This window comes from Bradyrhizobium sp. CCGB12, from assembly GCF_024199845.1.
Lineage (GTDB): Bacteria > Pseudomonadota > Alphaproteobacteria > Rhizobiales > Xanthobacteraceae > Bradyrhizobium.
The window spans coordinates 1,641,170-1,657,837 of the sequence record NZ_JANADO010000001.1; the positions used below are offsets into that span (position 1 = coordinate 1,641,170).

Below are 16,668 nucleotides of genomic sequence, written 5' to 3' on the forward strand. Positions count from 1 at the left end.
TTTGCAATCTCTCTATCGTCCAATGCAATTGTCCGAGCCCAATGACCCGGCCTATTGTCCGAGTCTTATTGTCCAAGTCTTGCCATCAGCGCATCGACGCGCGGCTGGCCCCATGTCTTGACGGTCAACGGGCCGGTCGCCTCGACATCGACGCCTTCGCCCGGTCCAAGCACCACACCGCGTCCGCGAGCCCTGCGGGTCACGCCGACCCGGCCGTCGGCGACGAACACGGAGGTCTTGGCGTCAGCGACATCGACTGCCCATTTCGTGCCGCGCACGGCGGCGATCGCCTGCGGGGTCAGCACCTTGAAGGGATTGCCGCCGGGCTTCTTGGGCACTTCGACCAGCAGCGCTTTGCTGCTCAACTCCACGGAGTCTATTTGTCCGTCGCGGTTGGCGTCCTTTAGTTCAAATCGGGCGCCGTTTTCCGTAACGATCGTGATGCCATTGTTGCAGCGCCAGGTCTGCGTGCCAGCGGCCGACGGCGATGCCGCGCAGCCCACATTGGCTGCAGGCTGTGCAGTTGCAGATCCAGTCAACAGAAACAACCCCGCCAGGGCGAAAAACCCTGCGCGCGCGATCCTTCTCATGCCAGCCTCCGTTTGCGTGCTCGGCACAGTTCAAGGCGAGGCGATACGGTACCGTATCACGCCTAGAGGCTGCTGAAAAGTGCCGAGATGGCAGCTATTTTCTCGTGGTGGCGATTTCCAGACCGGCGCGATCAACTTTCAATCACGGCGCCGTGCCGCGTGATCTCCCGCGCGCGATGCGTGATGTGCGCCAGCTGTTGCCGCTATCAGTTGGGTCTGCGGCATGGCCGACGGACTCGGGGCCACCAGCCTCGGACAACCCTTCGGCGCGATGGTCGGCCCGGTTGATGATCACGAAAAAGGCGTTGTTGGGTGCGTCTTGCAACGCGGCCAGAGACGTTATCCACCTGCGTGAACCGGCGGAGAATTATGGTTAACAGTTTCGACTAAGTCCGTATTTCTGCGGGCTTTTTTCTCGAAATGGGACAACGTTGACGCGTCGCCCCACATCCGCCCGAACTTAATCCGCATTTAACTAAAAGTCGCCTTAATGACGCTCCGACCCTCTGCGAGATGCTGTTCCCGGATCGTGACCAGCGGCACTTCGAAGGGGGACTGAGTGACACCGTCCTGGACGCAAGGCGAATGAGTACGAGTATCGCTGCGCAGAGTAACGCGGCACGGAAGTCCAAGAGCTATTCGCGGAAATCTTCCCGGAAAATGACCTCCCGTAATTGGCTTGGCGCCGCGGCGATCGGCTGCGTCGTGATGGGCGCTGGCTGGACCATCTACAGCAACGTTTTCGGCGCGAGCGTCTATCCGACCGTCGGCAGCATTGGCTATGACGAGCCCGTGATCAAGCGTGCGCCGAAGGTCGCGCTGCGCGATGCGGGCGAGGCGGTCAAGGAAGCCTTCGCGCTCTTGCCCGACCGGCTGCAGGTCGCCGCCCCGATCTCGCGCGAGATGTTCAATGAGCGCTTTGCCGCGGCTGCAACGCAAGGCGTGGCCTCGAATGCGGCCGCCGCCGCGCCCGCCTCTCCCGCAACCGTCGTTGCCGAGGCCAAGGAAACCGCAAAGGACGCGCCGAAAGAGCCCGCGAAGCCGGGCGTGATCGCGAAGGTCGCGGAAGCGCTGAAGCCGCACGGCTCCGCAAAGACCGCTGACGCTGCCAAGGCCAAGCGCGCTGACGCAGGCGTGCAACTGGCTTCGGCCGATCCGGCCGAGATCGTGCCGGCGCCCGAGGCAAAACCAAAATCCTTCGCCGATCGCGCCAAGGCCGCGGTGATGTCGATCACGGGGCCGCGGCAGTCGATGGTCGAAAAGCTCTGGGGCAAGCGTGAGTCGTCCGGCGGGCTGCTTGCCTATGCCTCGGCCGATGCCAGCATCACCGCTGCCATCGCGCCCAAGGAGCAGAACCCGATGTTCGGCGGCGCGCCGCCCTATGAGCGCGACACCGCGGTCTACGACATCACGGCCAAGACCGTGTATCTGCCCGACGGCACCAAGCTCGAGGCGCATTCCGGGCTCGGCTCCAATCTCGACGATCCGCGCTCCCAGCGCCAACGCATGCGCGGCGTGACGCCGCCGCACATCTACACACTGAAGCCGCGCGAGGCGCTGTTCCACGGCGTGCCGGCGCTGCGCCTGACCCCGATCGGCGGCGAGAGCGCGATTTACGGCCGCGACGGTCTGCTCGCCCACACCTTCATGCTCGGGCCGAACGGCGATTCCAACGGCTGCGTGTCGTTCAAGGACTATTACGCCTTCCTCGACGCCTACCGCAACAAGGGCATCCGCAAGCTCGCGGTGCTGGCGCGGGTGGAGTGATCTCCGCTTATTCCGGATGATGCAAAAAGGGCCGCTCCAGCGGCCCTTTTCTTTTCACGGGCCCGTTGTCAGCCCGGCCAGCACTGTCCGCCGCCGTCGATCCGCAGCACCTGGCCCGAGACGAAGGCGCCCATGGGGCCGGCGAAGAACTCCACGACGCGCGCGACCTCGTCGACGGTCGCGATGCGGTCGAGCGTGCCGCTCTCGACCATCCGGTTCGGATCCACCGCGCGGGTGCCGAGGAAGCGGCCGGTGCGGGTATCGCCGGGCGCGATGCAGTTGACCGCGATGTCGTAGGGACGGAGCTGGTCGGCGAGGCATCGCGTGTAGTGGGTCACGCCGGCCTTCGACACCGCATAGATCGAGCCCTGGGTGCGCCCCTTGAAGGCCGCGACCGAGCCGAGCGTGACGATGCGGCCGGATCGCCGCTCCATCATGCCCTTCGCGACCGCCTGGCAGGTCAGGATGGTGGAGAGCAGGTTGCGCTCCAGCACCGCGCGCACGTCGGCCTCCTTGATGTTCACCGCATCGTTCGGATCTGGCTTGCCGCCGGCGGCTGCGATGTCGCCGCCGGCATTGTGCACGAGAATGTCGATCGGACCGAGCGCGCCTTCCGTCTCGGCAATCACGCGCGCGATGTCCTCGCCCCTGGTGAGATCGCCGAGCACGCGCTGACTGCGGACATCGAATTGCCGGCCAATCTCGACGGCCACCGCGGTAAGCGTCGTGCCCTCGCCATATTCCGCCGGGCCGTTTTCGCGCATGCCGTGGATGGCAACGTCGGCGCCGAGTGCGGCGAGCTTCTCTGCAAAAGCGCGGCCGAGCCCGCGACCCGCACCAGTCACCAGGGCAACCTTGCCCGCCAAAATCTTCGCCGTGTCATGCGATGTCATGATCTTATTCCTGTTGTGAGATGTCAGTCGATTGCGAGGACCATCGCCACACGCGTCGGTGCAACGCGTGTACCCAGCGCAGTCGCGATGATCGCACGATCAGCGCTTGACGAAAACCAGGTTGCAAGCACGCGCCTCGTTGCGCTTGCCGCTGCCGCGGCTGCGTTCGAACTGCGCATCGACCGTGAAGGCATAGGGTGAGCCGGGCGCGAGGTTGTTGAGGGTATAAGCGCTCGCCCCCGTCGTCCCGCGCGCGCTCAATGTCGTCTTGCCGTCCGGCGGAATCTGGCCATCGATCTCCAGCCGAGTGCCGCCGTCCTTGCCCAGAGACTCGGCGTGAAACACACCGTTTGTCACGGTGCCGGACAGGGATCTGGTGAAGCCTTGTGCCTTGCCCGAAGCCTGGCAGTGCAAGGTCACGTCCCAGTTGCCGTCGAAGGCCTTGGTCCCACCGGCCCGGGCGCCGTCGGCCGCCGGCGCAAGCGCCGTCTTCTTCATGCCGTCGAGCCGCGCTTTGGCGAGATTGGCGAAGCTGCAACTCGAAAATCGCGCCAGATGATCCTCGAAGGCGCCGACGGTGCCGATGCCGTCAGCGGCCTTCCAGTGCGCCTCTGCGGCTGCGCAGGGATCGGGCCGCGGCGCGGCCTGGGGCGCGGTCGGTGCGACCGCGACCTGTCCGTTCAGGTAGAACTTGCCGATGATCGACAGCGACAGCTCCGGGAGCTGGGTCTTGCCACTCGCGTCATAGACGTCGCTGCTGATGTCGCGAAAGACGTCGCCGATCTCGTGCGGCTTCTCGATGTGCTTCAGGAACGCGGTCGTGTAGGGACTGTTGCGGCCGACGCCATCGGCGGCTGTCTGTCCGGACTGCGTCGAGAACGACACGATCGTGCCGCGCGGCGCCTCGACTTTCGACAGCCCGCGTCCGATCGACGCAGCCCGCGTCGTCCCGGCCGAGCGCTTGAGGGTTTCGGCCAGCGGATTGTCGCGGCAGGAATCGAGCACCAGGATGCGCAGGTTCTTGGCCTGCTGCAGGTCGTTCACGATGTCGTCGACCCGCACGAAGCGCTTGAGGTCTGCTTCATCGGTCAGCACGGCGTCGACGGGCATCAGATAGTTCACGCCGTTGTACTGCATCGCATGGCCGCTGTAGTAGAACATGGCGACATCGGCTCTGCCTGCGGCGCGCGCGAAGCGGATGGTCAGGTCCTGCATCTCGGCCTGGCGCAGGTCGATCCCTTGCAGGACCTCGAAGCCGCTGCGCTTGAGCGAGGTGGCGACGTCTTCGGCATCGTGCGACGGGTTCGGAAGCCGCGCCGTCGAGGCATAGGCGCCGTTACCGATCACCAGCGCGACCCGGGTTTCCGCCGATGCAGGACCAGGGCACAGCCAGCAGGCAAGGAGGGCGAGGCAAAGTTTGGCCAGGTGAAATCTGGAAAAAGCTCGCATGAATGCCGTCCAAGGAAATATCGAAAATATCCCTTGAGATTAGCGCTTGCCGGGCCGACTTCAATGCCCCTCGCCGGGAACGCCCAAATTCAGTCGGAGCTTCATGCCAGCGCGTCGCCGCGCGCGATGATCGCAAAACGGTCCGAGAGCTCGGCCAGTGCGACCTCGTGGATGGTCCCGGCGTCCAGCGCGCCGCCGCGGCCGTCGGGCAGATCACGCGTGGCGCAGGAATCGGCATCGATGGTCGTGCGGAAACCGAGATCGAGCGCGGCACGCGCGGTGGAGCTGACGCACATATGCGTCATGAAGCCGGCCAGCACGATGTTCTTGCGTCCGCTCGCGGCGAGCTGCGCCTGCAGGTCGGTGCCGGCGAAGGCGTTCGGCAACTCCTTCTCGATCACGAGCTCGTCCGCACGGGGGCTAAGCTCGGCGACGATGGCGCCGCGGTCGGCAGAGCGATCGAACAGGCTGCCGGGCTTGCCGCGATGGGCGATGTGGATGATCGCGGATCCGCGCTCGCGCGCCCGCGCCAACAGGGCGGCCGCCCGCGCGATCGCAGGCTTGGCGCCGGGCAGGGCGAGGGGACCTGCAAGATATTCGTTCTGGATGTCGATCAGCACCAGCGCGGCGTCGCCAAGACGCGGCGGGGTGAGGTCGGCACCGGCGAGCTGCAGCAGGGTCTTTGCGGACGTCATGATCTCAGATCTCCAGGGCGTGAGTTAGCCGAGCATAGCTCCTCGGCGGCCTGCCGATATGCAGGGATATTGCAGCCGATGGCTGCAATATTGCAGGCGCTTGCCGGCCGATGTAGCCTTGAAGCCATGAACTGGGACGACCTTCGCATCATCGCCGCGATCAGGGACGAGGGCACCTATGCAGGGGCCAGCGCGCGGCTGCGCATCGACGAGACCACGGTCGGCCGCCGGCTGTCGCGCATCGAGCGTGCGCTCGGCCTGCGCCTGTTCGAAGCCGCGGACGGCGTCCGCAAACCGACCCGGAGTTGCGAGGTGGTGCTCGCGCATGTCCAGGCGATGGCCGCGCACGCCGCCGAGATCGGCCGCGTCAGTGAAAGCCTGCCGGGTCCGGTGGGGCGCCTGCGCATCGCCTCCACCAATGCGGTTGCCGAGGAGGTGCTGGCACCACATGCGAGCGACTTCCTGCGCGCCAATCCCGGCCTCACGCTGCAATTCCTGACATCGAGCGAGAATGTCAGGTTCTCGCGCTGGGAAGCCGATCTCGCGATCCGTCTACGCAAGCCCGACAAGGGCGATTTTTCCATTTCCAGGCTTGGAGACGTGCGCATCTATTATTTCGAGCCGATCACGACTGACGGCGAGCCGGTGCAGTGCGCCTATCCAGACGAACTCGGCGCCACTCCGGAAATGCAGTTTCTGCGGGCGAAAAAAATCCGACCTCGCTGCGTGACCGACAACGTCCGCATCATCCGCACGCTGATCCGGACGCATCAGGCCGCCGGCGTGCTGCCCGAGCACAGCTGCGCCGACTTGCTCGGCGATCGCCGCCTGCGCGCCACGCTGCTGCCGAAGCGACGCGACGTCTGGCTGCTCGTGCAAAACCATCTCAAGCGCGATGCCGCGACACGCGTGACGATCGACTGGGTGCGGGCATGTTTCCAGCAGATGTCGCGCCCCTGACGCGACGTCGCATCGTGATCATTGTGTCACAGTGCGCAACACGCGACGAAAAATCTTGCGCATCCTCTTGCAACCCGGACGTGCTTCGTCTATTAGCCCGCTCCTTCGCTAGGCCATGTGTTCGGGCTCTCTGAGATCCCGACTGGCGCGGGCCGGTCTCCGGTTTCGTGTTCCGCCGAATGAAGATGCAGGATGTAGCTCATGGAGAGCGTCGGGGTAAAATCCGGAGGCATCGGTTCGATTCCGATTTCTTGCACCAACCAAAGGATAGCTCAGTTGGGTAGAGCAGGTGACATTAATCATCGGGTCGCGGGTTCGAATCCCGCTCCAGCGCTCCGTTTCAGCCTGAAAGGCTGATTCCTCTCAAGGGGACCGGACGCGCGCTTCAGTCGCAGTCCGGCCGTTTTGCCGAAAGGCTTTCCGTCCGAACCTAGACACTGTGAGACCGGCTTTGCGCCGCGGGTAGATACCGCTTGCGCTGATGCCGGGTGGCTCCGCATGACCGCGCGACACGCGTCGCGCGATCGCGCGCGTGCGCCCGTCGTCGTGCAAGCTCAAGCCCCGGTCCGCCGGTTTCCCGGGAAGCGTCGTCCGCGTCCTCACGTCCTTTGCAATGAAACCTGTTTGTCCGGCGGTCTTCGCCGGACGCAAAACGATGGAGGCGTGCCAATGACTTTGAACATGAGCTGGCATTTGCTGATGCTGAACGTGACGGTGAAGGATGGCGAGCGTGCGCTGCTCACGCGCAACGGGCAGCTCGCGCGCGTGCTCGCGCCCGGCAAGCACCGGCTGTTCGATCCCCTGCACGCGCTGAAGGCCGAGGTGCTCGACGTGGTCCGCAGCGAATTCCCTGCGGATCGCTACGCGGTGCTGAAGGCCGCGCGGCCTGATCTTGCCGCCGAGCTGTTCGAGGCGGTCGAGACCAAGGCGGACGAGATTGCCATCGTCAGCCTCGACGGCCGGCCCGTGCATCTGATGACGCCCTGGCAGGTGCGCGTCTACTGGAAGGTCGCAACGAGCATCGATGTCGAGCGCATCGATGTGTCCAGCGATGTCAGGGTCGACGCGCGGCACCTGACCATGATCGAGCGCAGCCGCTCCGCCGTCATGAGCGAGACGGTGGTCGAGAACCACGAGGCAGGCCTGCTCTATGTCGAGGGCCGGCTGGTGGAGCGGCTCGCGCCCGGCCGGCACGCGTTCTGGACCGTCGGCCGCAAGATCGAGGTGAAGCGCCTCGACCTGCGGCCCCAGGCGGTCGAGATCACCGCGCAGGAGATGCTGACCAAGGATCGCATCGCGCTGCGGGTGACGCTGACGGCGTTCCGCCGGGTGGTCGATCCCGAGCGGACGGTTGCGACCGTGCCCGACGTGGATGCGTGGCTGTACCGCCTGGTGCAGTTCGCGATCCGCGAGGCGGTCGCCGGCCGGACGCTGGACGAGGTGCTGTCCGCGAAGGCGGCGCTGGATGCTGAGCTGCGCGACTATGTGCGGGCACGCGTCAGTGAGTCCGGCGTGGAGGTGACCGAGCTCGGCGTCAAGGACGTGATCCTGCCCGGCGAGATCCGGGAGTTGGTGAACAAGGTGGTGGAGGCGGAGCGGGTCGCCAAGGCGAACCTGATCCGCCGGCAGGAGGAGACTGCGGCGACGCGTTCGCTCCTGAACACCGCCCGCCTGATGGAGGAGAACCCCCTGCTGCTGCGGCTCAAGGAGCTGGAGTCGCTGGAGCGGCTGGTCGAGAAGGTCGGCCGCATCGATCTCCACGCTGGCAACGGCGAGGGTCTCGATGCTCTCCTGACCCGGCTCGTGCGCCTGAAGGCGCCCGAGAGCGCGTGAAACCGAAGGGCCGCCCAAGGGCGGCCCTTCACATATCCGTTGCGTTGCCTTGCGGTGAACGCCTGGCCGCGCCAGTGCGACCAAGATCACGGAGCGGGGATTGCACGCGCGCAAGAGTTGCGTAATCTCGCGCCGACACCGATTTCATCAGGGCAGCTGCATGACCATTCTTCAGGAAGCGATCCCGCCGCCGGCGCGGTCGTCGGCGCAGTCGCGGGAATGGAAAGCGATCATCATCCTGATTTTCCTGATCCCGGTGCTGTGGTCGCCGCCATTCCTGTTTCGCTTCTTCCTGTATCAACCGTTCAACATCCCTTCCAATTCGATGGCGCCGACGCTGATGGTCGGCGACTACGTCTTTGCTGCCAAATATGCCTATGGTTACGGCCGCTATTCCTTCCCCTTCTCGCCGACCTGGATCTCGGGCCGCATCTTCGCCGCCGAGCCGAAGCATGGGGACATCGTCGTGTTCCGGACGCCGAAAGACACTTCGGTCGATTACGTCAAGCGCGTGGTCGGGCTGCCCGGCGACCGCATCCAGATGCGCCAGGGGCAGCTTTTCCTCAATGAAAGACCGGTGACGCGCGTCGCGCTCGCGAACGGGCTCGCCAACAACGCTTGCGGTGTCGATGGCGGCGTCAAGGTCAAGCGCTGGCGCGAGACGCTGCCGAGCGGCGCGTCCTACGAGACCTACGACTGCGTCGACAATAGCTATCTCGACAACACCGGCGTCTTCACCGTGCCATCAGGCCATTTCTTCGTGCTCGGCGACAACCGCGACAATTCCTCCGACAGCCGCATGCCGGCGATGGGATTCATCCCGATGGACAATCTCGTCGGCAAGGTGACGCGGATATTCTGGTCGCTCGACGAAGACGGCGAGCCGCACATGGAGCGGCTCGGGAAGGTGGAGTGAGGCCAAGGTCTCTCCTCCGTCATTCCGGGGCGCGCCCTCTTGGGCGCGAGCCCGGAATCCATTGATCCGCAATCTCAGTTCGTAATCTGCTGATACAAATCGATCCACTGAGGATTCTGCTCCTCAATAAGCCGGATCTTCCATTCCCGTCGCCACTTCTTCAATTCCTTCTCGCGCGTGATGGCTGTGACGGGATCCTCGTAGATTTCGAACCAAACCAGCCGGTCGACGGAGTACCGCTTGCTGAAACCTGCGGCGACTCTGCTCTTATGTTCATGGATGCGGCGGATGATGTCATTCGTCACGCCGATGTAGAGCGTGCCGTATTTCTTGCTGGCGAGGAGGTAGACGTAATAGGCCATGAGCAAGTGGTGCAATTGATTCCGGGCTCGCGACTTCGTCGCGCCTCGGAATGACCCAGACTACCACGTTGGCGTGTATCATCAAAAACAAAAACCCCGGCATCGCTGCCGGGGTTTCGCATTCGTCGCTTGCCTGATCGGCTGGATCAGAAGTCCATGCCGCCCATGCCGCCGCCCGGAGGCATCGCGGGGCCAGCGCCGCCCTTCTTGGGCAGCTCGGCGACCATGGCTTCCGTGGTGATCAGGAGCGCCGCAACCGAGGCAGCGTTCTGGATCGCGGTGCGGACCACCTTGGTCGGGTCGATGATGCCCTTCTTGACGAGGTCGGCATATTCGCCGGTCTGGGAGTCGAAGCCGTAATTGTAGGCCTTGTTCTCCAGGATCTTGCCGACGATCACCGAGCCGTCTTCACCGGCGTTGATCGCGATCTGGCGAGCGGGGGCCGACAGCGCCTTGCGCACGATCTCGACGCCGGTCTTCTGGTCGTCGTTCTTGGTGCGCAGGCCCTTGAGCTGCTCGGAGGCACGGAGCAGGGCGACGCCGCCGCCCGGAACGATGCCTTCTTCCACGGCCGCGCGGGTCGCATGCATCGCGTCATCAACGCGATCCTTGCGCTCCTTCACCTCGACCTCGGTGGCGCCGCCAACGCGGATCACCGCGACGCCGCCCGCGAGCTTGGCGAGACGCTCCTGGAGCTTCTCACGATCGTAGTCCGAGGTGGTCTCCTCGATCTGCGCCTTGATCTGGGCCACGCGCGCCTCGATGTCGGCCTTCTTGCCGGCGCCGTTGACGATCGTGGTGTTCTCCTTGTCGATCATCACCTTCTTGGCGCGACCGAGCATGTTGAGCGTGACGTTCTCGAGCTTGATGCCGAGATCTTCCGAGATCGCCTGGCCGCCGGTCAGGATCGCGATGTCCTGCAGCATGGCCTTGCGGCGATCGCCGAAGCCCGGAGCCTTGACGGCCGCAACCTTGAGGCCGCCGCGCAGACGGTTCACGACGAGGGTCGCGAGGGCTTCGCCTTCGACGTCCTCGGCGACGATGACCAGCGGCTTGCCGGTTTGCACCACGGCCTCGAGCAACGGCAGCAGCTCGTTCAGCGAGGAGAGCTTCTTCTCGTTGATGAGGATGTAGGCGTCCTCCATCTCAACGCGCATCTTGTCGGCGTTGGTGACGAAGTACGGCGAGATGTAGCCGCGGTCGAACTGCATGCCCTCGACGACGTCGAGCTCGGTCTCGAGCGACTTGGCTTCCTCGACGGTGATGACACCCTCGTTGCCGACCTTCTTCATGGCGTCGGAGAGGAACTTGCCGATCTCGGCGTCGCCGTTGGCCGAGATGGTACCGACCTGGGCGATCTCGTCGTTCGAGGTGACCTTCTTGGAGTTCTTCTGGAGGTCCGCAACCACGGCTTCGACCGCGAGGTCGATGCCGCGCTTGAGGTCCATCGGGTTCATGCCGGCGGCAACCGACTTGGCGCCTTCCTTCACGATCGCGGCCGCGAGCACGGTCGCGGTGGTGGTGCCGTCGCCGGCCGCGTCAGCGGACTTGGAGGCGACTTCGCGCACCATCTGGGCGCCCATGTTCTCGAACTTGTCCTCGAGCTCGATCTCCTTGGCGACGGTGACGCCGTCCTTGGTGATGCGGGGAGCGCCGAACGACTTGTCGAGCACGACGTTGCGGCCCTTCGGACCGAGCGTGACCTTCACCGCATTGGCGAGGATGTCGACGCCGCGCAGCATCTTGTCGCGCGCTTCAACCGAGAATTTGACTTCTTTGGCTGCCATCTGGAATTTTCCTTGAGATGTGTGACTGGAGGGAAAGAGGGGCTCTTAGGCCGCCTTCTTCTTGGAAGCGGGGACGTCGAGGACGCCCATGATGTCGCTTTCCTTCATGATCAAGAGATCGACGCCGTCGATCTTGACCTCGGTGCCGGACCACTTGCCGAACAGCACGCGGTCGCCGACCTTCAGGTCGATCGGGATCAGCTTGCCGGCTTCGTCGCGGCCACCCGGGCCAACGGCGACGACTTCACCCTGTGAGGGCTTTTCCTTGGCAGTGTCGGGAATGATGATGCCGCCAGCGGTCTTCTCTTCTGCGTCGATGCGCTTGACCACGACGCGGTCGTGAAGCGGACGGAATTTCATGCAGTCCTCCTAACCATTTGCACGAGTTGATATTTTCAGATTGTTAGCAATCGATGCCCGCGAGTGCTAGCACGGGCGAGGTTGAAATAGGACAGGAATTTTGCGGGGGCAAGGGCTTCTAGCAGAAAAATCAGCACCCGGAAGCGCGGACTGCCAGAATTTCTTTTCCATCGTTAACCGAGGCCGCGCCAGTATTAGCACGGTGTCCCATCTGCTGCTAATGCATTGAATTTCAACAGCTTGTTAAACTTTTGGGCTTGAGATGGATTGTCAGTTTGCGTCACATTTCTCTCATGTGAGCGCATCGATTCCGGGTGGCTCGTAAGGCGCACACCGACCAGGCCGCCCCTTGAATGCGCTCCTGCAAAGGAGGTTGGCATGGGCGTGCGGAGTGGGGGCGTTTCCGATGATTTCCGGAAACAGCTTGCGGGTTACGGGCTGACGACGGCGCAAATTCTCTATCGGATGCCCGATCATCCCTCTTTGCTCCAGACTTACGTCTGGCAGAACTACGACATGTTTCCGAAATTTCCGGCGTTGAAGGATTTCCTGGCGTTCTGGCAGGAAAAGCTAGACGGCCCGCTCCATTCGGTCACAGTCGCGCATTCGAAGCTGATCAAGCCGGCCGAGCTGCGGGCCGTGGATGGCGTGTTTCGGCTGCATTGAGCAGAGATCAGATGCCGCCGTTGCAATAGCGTTTCCACATCGCGCGATAGGCGTCGTCCACTGCTCGCCCGTATGAGACTGGGTTGCTGGCGGCTGCAGCGTCGATCTGTCCGGGCAGTTCGCGGCGCAATCTGTCGAGGTCGGTGATCTCAGCCGCACGGCCAACTGCGATTTCGACATAGGCCTCTTCGCTATCGGCGACCCAGTCCGGCAGGCCAAGCGCCGTGAGGATGGCGCCGGCAGCACGGCTGGGCAGGCTGTTGCCGAGTTTCGCGACCACCGGCACGCCCATCTGCAGGGCTTCCCATGTGCTGACGCCGCCATTCTGCGGGAACGGGTCGAGGCAGATATCGACGCGATTGAACGTCGCCAGATGCTCGCTTCGCAAGGTGGCGCCGAGCAGATCGACGCGTTCGGCCGGCAATCCGCAAGTCTCGAACCGCGCCAGCAAATTCTCGCGGACCAGCCGGTCGTCCAGCGCAACATCCTTGATCAGCAGTCGCGAACCCGGCACCCGCTCGAGAACCCTGGACCAGGCTTCCGCCGCCTCGTCCGAAATCTTGCTGATGCGGTTGAAGACGCCGAATGTGACGAAGCCGTTCGAGATCGCCGGCGCCTGCGCCCGCGCGATCCCGGCCGGCAACGGCGCCAGCGTCACAAAGCACGGCAGGTCGACAACGGTCTCCGCAAACAGATGCCGAACCTCGTGAGGAATTGCGACCGGGTCCGAGAACAGGTAATCGATCGTCGGCAGCCCGGTGCCGGTGCCGTGGCCCCAGCCATGGACCTGGATCGGTGCCGGCTTGCGCGCAAACACGCCGAGGCGGTTTCCCCTGGTATGGCCGGACAGATCGATCAGGATATCGACGCCATCGGCGCGGATCTCGGCGGCGAGGCGATCCTCGGTCCATTGCGAAGCGTCGCGCCAGCGATCCGCGATCTCCCGAAATTCGCTGGTCGTAGCGTCCACTTTCGACGAGCAGGCGTAGCACACGATCTCGAACTGTGCCCGGTCATGGTGTTGAAGGACCGGCTTGAAAATCAACGCGGCCGAATGCGCGTTGAAATCCGACGAGACATAGCCAAGCACCAGACGGCGATCCGGCTCGCGGCTGTTGTCGTGCGGTCCCGACGCTTCTGACGCGATCTTCGCGCCGACACGCTCCCACCACACCTGCCGCGCCTGCTGATGCCGCTCAACGGTGGCATCCCCCGCAAAATCGAGCGTGAATATCTTGTTGGAGATCGCGCTCTGGAGGTCAGGCTGGATGTCGAGGGCTCTGTCGAAACTGGCGAGGGCTTCGTCGACCCGGCCAAGTCCGGCGAGGCAAAGGCCCAGCACCAGGTGAGCCTGAATGGAATCGGGAGCGATCGCGAGGGCCTGCTCGCAATCGTGCGATGCCTGGGCAATCTGCTGGATTGCGAGCAAGACACTGGCCCGCGCGAGCCACCCATTCGCGTCGTCGGGGGCCAGCGCGATTGCCCGATTGCCGTCTGCCAGGGCTTCGTCAAAACGCTGAAGTTCCCGCAACGCGACCGCGCGGTTCGCCAGCGCCGCGGGATAGTCACGCTTGATCGATATCGCGCGGTTCAAGCTTGCGAGAGCCTCATCATAGTTGCGCCGACGGCAGAGTGCCCAACCCCGGCCGTTGTGGGCTTCAGAAAGGCTTGCGTCGAGGGCGAGCGCCTTGTCGTAGCTCTCGAGCGCATCCTGGACAAGTTCAAGGGCCACGTTCGCGTTGCCGAGATTGGATAGGGCCAGGGCGTAGTCGGGTCGCAAGGCGAGGGCCTTTCGATAGCTCTCGCGGGCCTCCTCGTGGCGTCGTTGCCCGTTGAGCGCGACGCCCAGGCTCATATGAGCTTCGGCAGATCGCGAATCCACGGCAACCGCTCGGTTCAGCAGAATCTCGGCTTGCTGATAGTTTTTCGCATCAGACTCCAAAGTGCCGAGCATATGCAGCGCGATGAATTGGTTGGGCGCAAGCTGCAGGAGTTGCCGATAGGCAGTCTGGGCCTCGGGGAGAAGCCCCATCTTATGCAGCTGGAGCGCGTGCCCGAGCATTGGCAGGACTTCGGCTTTTTGTCGTTTCTGAAGCCGCGCCTTTTGAAATGCACGTTGACCTACGCTGTTGCCCATGAATCAATCCCCCGGAATCTCCCGGCGAGACTAATTCAGCGCGAGAACCAATACGAGACGATGGCCCTTCGCCACGACAGCCTGGGACAAGCTACGATCGATGGGGTCGTCGAGTTACTATCCCTAAGCGTCGCAATTGCTGCCTCGTCCAAGACTGGATAGTCTGTCTTCGGGTCTACCCATTCGGCGGGCGCGGCTCAGATCAGGGAGGCAGACAATGGCCAGGCAAAAAGCATCAAGACCCGCAACGAAAACCGCGGTGAAGAAGCGGAGCGGCGCCAAGGCCGCGGCGCGATCCTCTGCGCGCAAGGCGGTGAAGGCGAAGGTGCGCACTGCGCCCGCCAAGAGCGCGCCGAAAAAGCCCGCTCGTCCCAAGCAGCGCATCGCAGTCAGTCATCATCGCGAAGAGGATTTCAAAGCCGACGGCCTACGCACTTACGCAAAATACCGCGACCTCGGCATCGCCGACGCAACCCACGGCCTCGCGCAGGCGCATGTCATCCGCCTGCAAGGCCCCTGCGATCCGGCTGAAGTGTCAAAACTGCACTTCCACGACGTCGACTTCCAGATGGTCTACGTGCTCAAGGGCTGGGTGAAGACCTACATGGACGGCCAGGGCGAGACCCTGATGAAGGAAGGTAGCGCCTGGACCCAGCCGCCGAAGATCAAGCACATGATCCTGGACTATTCGGACGACGTCGAACTGCTGGAGGTGATCTTGCCTGCGGAGTTTCGGACGGTGGAGTTGAAGGCGTAGGCGCTGCCGGAAACGCGCACACATCTCTCCACGCGTCATTGCGAGGAGCTCTTGCGACGAAGCAATCCAGGCTGTCTCTTCGGATACATTTCTGGATTGCTTCGCTCCGCTCGCAATGACGGTCGAGAGAGCCTACGCCAGCACCCCCACCACCGCCCCCATCAGGCACGTCGTCAACGTCCCCGACACGATCGATTTCAGCCCGAGCGCGTTGATCTCCTGGCGCCGCTCCGGCGCCATCACCCCTAAGCCGCCGATCATGATACCGAGGCTGGCGAAATTGGCGAAGCCGCACATCGCGTAGAGCATGATCAGGCGCGAGCGCGGGTCGAGCGCATCAGGCGGTAGTTTCGAGAAATCGACATAGGCGATCAGCTCGTTGAGCACGGTCTTGGTGCCCATCAGGCTGCCGGCCGTCACTGCCTGGTCCCACGGCAACCCCATCAGCCAGCACACCGGCGCCATCACGAGCCCAAGCAGGCGCTGAAGCGAGATCGCGGCGCCGCCGATATCAGGCAACAGGCCAAGGATGGCATTGACGAGATAGACCAGCGCCACCAGCACCAGCAACATGGCAACGATGTTGATCAGCAGCTCGATTCCCGCGCTGGTGCCCTTCACGATCGCATCCATCGTGCCGGAGACCTCCATCTCGGGGTCTTCCAGCGCGCCGCCGGTGCGCCTGTCGGATGTCTCTGGCACCATGATCAGGCTGACGAGGATTGCGGCCGGCGCGCCCAGCACGGAGGCGATGACGAAATGCGCTGCGGCATCAGGGATCAGGGGAGCAAGCAGCGTCGCATAGAGCACCAGCACGGTGCCGGCGATGCCCGCCATGCCGCCGGTCATCACCAGGAACAGCTCGCTGCGGGTCATCTGCTTCAGATATGGCCGCACGAACAGCGGCGCCTCGACCATGCCGAGGAAGATGTTGGCGGCGGTCGACAGCCCGACCGCACCGCCGACACCGAGCGTGCGCTCCAGCAGCCAGGCCATGCCGCGCACGACAGGCGGCAGCACCCGCCAATAGAACAGCAGCGTCGTCAGCACGCTCATCACCAGCACGATCGGCAGCGCCTGGAATGCCAGGATGAAATCGGCGCCCGGCACCTTCAGATCGAAGGGCAGGGGACCGCCCCCGACATAGCCGAACACGAAGGAGGAGCCGGCGCGCGAGGCCGCGGAGATCGCGCCGACCGCGTCGTTGATGGCGCCGAAGGCGCGCGCGACGATCGGCAGCTTCAGGAGGACGATGGCGGTGACGAAGGTGGCGACGAGGCCGATCGCCGCCTGCCGCAACGAGACCGCACGGCGATTCTCTGCCAACGCGAACGCGATCAGCAGCAATGCGAAAATGCCGAGTGCCGATTGCAGGCGCAGCATGATGTCCCCAAAACCCTCAATGATTATGGCCGCGCCTGCGGTGCAAAGGCAATGCCGGGACATGCGGGGGGCCTCCCGCTGTTGACAAGCCGGTCCGCCTCAGTCACGCGGGG

General features: G+C 63.9%; 15 protein-coding genes and 2 tRNA genes. 8 read left to right on the forward strand and 9 right to left on the reverse strand.

Features of this window, described 5'->3' with window-relative positions:
- Positions 1 to 65 precede the first annotated feature (65 nt).
- Positions 66 to 590, reverse strand: a complete 525-nt coding sequence (locus NLM27_RS07680; protein ID WP_254142770.1) for a FecR domain-containing protein — start codon at positions 588 to 590, stop codon at positions 66 to 68.
- Between the two features lie 660 nt (positions 591 to 1,250).
- Between NLM27_RS07680 and NLM27_RS07685 the strand changes: the two genes are divergently transcribed.
- A complete protein-coding gene (locus NLM27_RS07685) occupies positions 1,251 to 2,357 on the forward strand; it encodes a DUF2778 domain-containing protein (protein ID WP_254142771.1) in 1,107 nt (368 codons plus the stop codon).
- A 68-nt stretch (positions 2,358 to 2,425) separates the two neighbouring features.
- Here NLM27_RS07685 and NLM27_RS07690 read toward each other — a convergent pair whose 3' ends face one another.
- The 3 genes from NLM27_RS07690 to NLM27_RS07700 all read right to left on the reverse strand — a co-directional run bounded on the left by NLM27_RS07690 (position 2,426) and on the right by NLM27_RS07700 (position 5,394).
- Positions 2,426 to 3,250 (reverse strand): SDR family NAD(P)-dependent oxidoreductase, encoded by an 825-nt coding sequence (locus NLM27_RS07690; protein WP_254142772.1) that lies wholly within the window; start codon positions 3,248 to 3,250, stop codon positions 2,426 to 2,428.
- Between the two features lie 99 nt (positions 3,251 to 3,349).
- A complete protein-coding gene (locus NLM27_RS07695) occupies positions 3,350 to 4,699 on the reverse strand; it encodes a caspase family protein (RefSeq protein WP_254142773.1) in 1,350 nt (449 codons plus the stop codon).
- Positions 4,700 to 4,800: 101 nt separating this feature from the next.
- Positions 4,801 to 5,394: a cysteine hydrolase family protein gene (locus tag NLM27_RS07700; RefSeq protein ID WP_254142774.1), complete on the reverse strand. Its 594-nt coding sequence runs from the start codon at positions 5,392 to 5,394 to the stop codon at positions 4,801 to 4,803.
- Between the two features lie 126 nt (positions 5,395 to 5,520).
- Here NLM27_RS07700 and NLM27_RS07705 point away from each other — a divergent pair, with 126 nt between their 5' ends.
- The 5 genes from NLM27_RS07705 (at position 5,521) to lepB (ending at position 9,103) form a co-directional block, all read left to right on the forward strand.
- Positions 5,521 to 6,354: a LysR family transcriptional regulator gene (locus tag NLM27_RS07705; protein WP_254148774.1), complete on the forward strand. Its 834-nt coding sequence runs from the start codon at positions 5,521 to 5,523 to the stop codon at positions 6,352 to 6,354.
- 187 nt (positions 6,355 to 6,541) lie between these two features.
- Positions 6,542 to 6,613 (forward strand) — tRNA-Phe (locus NLM27_RS07710).
- 6 nt (positions 6,614 to 6,619) lie between these two features.
- Positions 6,620 to 6,684: transfer RNA gene (locus NLM27_RS07715), tRNA-OTHER, on the forward strand.
- Positions 6,685 to 7,035: 351 nt separating this feature from the next.
- Entirely contained in the window at positions 7,036 to 8,187 is a 1,152-nt protein-coding gene (locus NLM27_RS07720; protein WP_309144794.1) for a slipin family protein, read from the forward strand.
- Positions 8,188 to 8,347: 160 nt separating this feature from the next.
- A complete protein-coding gene (gene lepB / locus NLM27_RS07725; RefSeq protein ID WP_254142776.1) occupies positions 8,348 to 9,103 on the forward strand; it encodes a signal peptidase I in 756 nt (251 codons plus the stop codon).
- Between the two features lie 74 nt (positions 9,104 to 9,177).
- Here the strand turns inward: lepB and NLM27_RS07730 are convergent, their stop codons facing one another.
- The 3 genes from NLM27_RS07730 to NLM27_RS07740 all read right to left on the reverse strand — a co-directional run bounded on the left by NLM27_RS07730 (position 9,178) and on the right by NLM27_RS07740 (position 11,612).
- Entirely contained in the window at positions 9,178 to 9,465 is a 288-nt protein-coding gene (locus NLM27_RS07730; RefSeq protein WP_254142777.1) for a GIY-YIG nuclease family protein, read from the reverse strand.
- A 146-nt stretch (positions 9,466 to 9,611) separates the two neighbouring features.
- On the reverse strand, positions 9,612 to 11,252 hold the full coding sequence (groL, locus tag NLM27_RS07735) for a chaperonin GroEL (RefSeq protein ID WP_254142778.1): 1,641 nt from the start codon (positions 11,250 to 11,252) through the stop codon (positions 9,612 to 9,614).
- A 45-nt stretch (positions 11,253 to 11,297) separates the two neighbouring features.
- Positions 11,298 to 11,612, reverse strand: a complete 315-nt coding sequence (locus NLM27_RS07740) for a co-chaperone GroES (protein ID WP_014494241.1) — start codon at positions 11,610 to 11,612, stop codon at positions 11,298 to 11,300.
- A gap of 378 nt (positions 11,613 to 11,990) precedes the next feature.
- Between NLM27_RS07740 and NLM27_RS07745 the strand changes: the two genes are divergently transcribed.
- Positions 11,991 to 12,278, forward strand: a complete 288-nt coding sequence (locus NLM27_RS07745) for an usg protein (protein WP_254142779.1) — start codon at positions 11,991 to 11,993, stop codon at positions 12,276 to 12,278.
- A 7-nt stretch (positions 12,279 to 12,285) separates the two neighbouring features.
- On the opposite strand, the gene NLM27_RS07750 is transcribed toward NLM27_RS07745, so the two are convergent.
- Complete coding sequence (locus NLM27_RS07750) at positions 12,286 to 14,415, reverse strand: tetratricopeptide repeat protein (RefSeq protein WP_254142780.1); 2,130 nt, start codon at positions 14,413 to 14,415, stop codon at positions 12,286 to 12,288.
- A 217-nt stretch (positions 14,416 to 14,632) separates the two neighbouring features.
- On the opposite strand from NLM27_RS07750, the gene NLM27_RS07755 reads away from it, so the two are divergent.
- Entirely contained in the window at positions 14,633 to 15,172 is a 540-nt protein-coding gene (locus NLM27_RS07755; RefSeq protein WP_254142781.1) for a cupin domain-containing protein, read from the forward strand.
- A gap of 132 nt (positions 15,173 to 15,304) precedes the next feature.
- On the opposite strand, the gene NLM27_RS07760 is transcribed toward NLM27_RS07755, so the two are convergent.
- Positions 15,305 to 16,555 (reverse strand): NupC/NupG family nucleoside CNT transporter, encoded by a 1,251-nt coding sequence (locus NLM27_RS07760; RefSeq protein ID WP_254148775.1) that lies wholly within the window; start codon positions 16,553 to 16,555, stop codon positions 15,305 to 15,307.
- Between the last annotated feature and the right edge of the window lie 113 nt (positions 16,556 to 16,668).

What these genes read in the sequence shown, in the direction of transcription:
- NLM27_RS07680 (WP_254142770.1), bottom strand. Translation starts at nt 590, where the DNA reads ATGAGAAGGATCGCGCGCGCAGGGTTTTTCGCCCTGGCGGGGTTGTTT.
- NLM27_RS07685 (WP_254142771.1), top strand. Translation starts at nt 1,251, where the DNA reads ATGACCTCCCGTAATTGGCTTGGCGCCGCGGCGATCGGCTGCGTCGTG.
- NLM27_RS07690 (WP_254142772.1), bottom strand. Translation starts at nt 3,250, where the DNA reads ATGACATCGCATGACACGGCGAAGATTTTGGCGGGCAAGGTTGCCCTG.
- NLM27_RS07695 (WP_254142773.1), bottom strand. Translation starts at nt 4,699, where the DNA reads ATGCGAGCTTTTTCCAGATTTCACCTGGCCAAACTTTGCCTCGCCCTC.
- NLM27_RS07700 (WP_254142774.1), bottom strand. Translation starts at nt 5,394, where the DNA reads ATGACGTCCGCAAAGACCCTGCTGCAGCTCGCCGGTGCCGACCTCACC.
- NLM27_RS07705 (WP_254148774.1), top strand. Translation starts at nt 5,521, where the DNA reads ATGAACTGGGACGACCTTCGCATCATCGCCGCGATCAGGGACGAGGGC.
- NLM27_RS07720 (WP_309144794.1), top strand. Translation starts at nt 7,036, where the DNA reads ATGAGCTGGCATTTGCTGATGCTGAACGTGACGGTGAAGGATGGCGAG.
- lepB (WP_254142776.1), top strand. Translation starts at nt 8,348, where the DNA reads ATGACCATTCTTCAGGAAGCGATCCCGCCGCCGGCGCGGTCGTCGGCG.
- NLM27_RS07730 (WP_254142777.1), bottom strand. Translation starts at nt 9,465, where the DNA reads ATGGCCTATTACGTCTACCTCCTCGCCAGCAAGAAATACGGCACGCTC.
- groL (WP_254142778.1), bottom strand. Translation starts at nt 11,252, where the DNA reads ATGGCAGCCAAAGAAGTCAAATTCTCGGTTGAAGCGCGCGACAAGATG.
- NLM27_RS07740 (WP_014494241.1), bottom strand. Translation starts at nt 11,612, where the DNA reads ATGAAATTCCGTCCGCTTCACGACCGCGTCGTGGTCAAGCGCATCGAC.
- NLM27_RS07745 (WP_254142779.1), top strand. Translation starts at nt 11,991, where the DNA reads ATGGGCGTGCGGAGTGGGGGCGTTTCCGATGATTTCCGGAAACAGCTT.
- NLM27_RS07750 (WP_254142780.1), bottom strand. Translation starts at nt 14,415, where the DNA reads ATGGGCAACAGCGTAGGTCAACGTGCATTTCAAAAGGCGCGGCTTCAG.
- NLM27_RS07755 (WP_254142781.1), top strand. Translation starts at nt 14,633, where the DNA reads ATGGCCAGGCAAAAAGCATCAAGACCCGCAACGAAAACCGCGGTGAAG.
- NLM27_RS07760 (WP_254148775.1), bottom strand. Translation starts at nt 16,555, where the DNA reads ATGCTGCGCCTGCAATCGGCACTCGGCATTTTCGCATTGCTGCTGATC.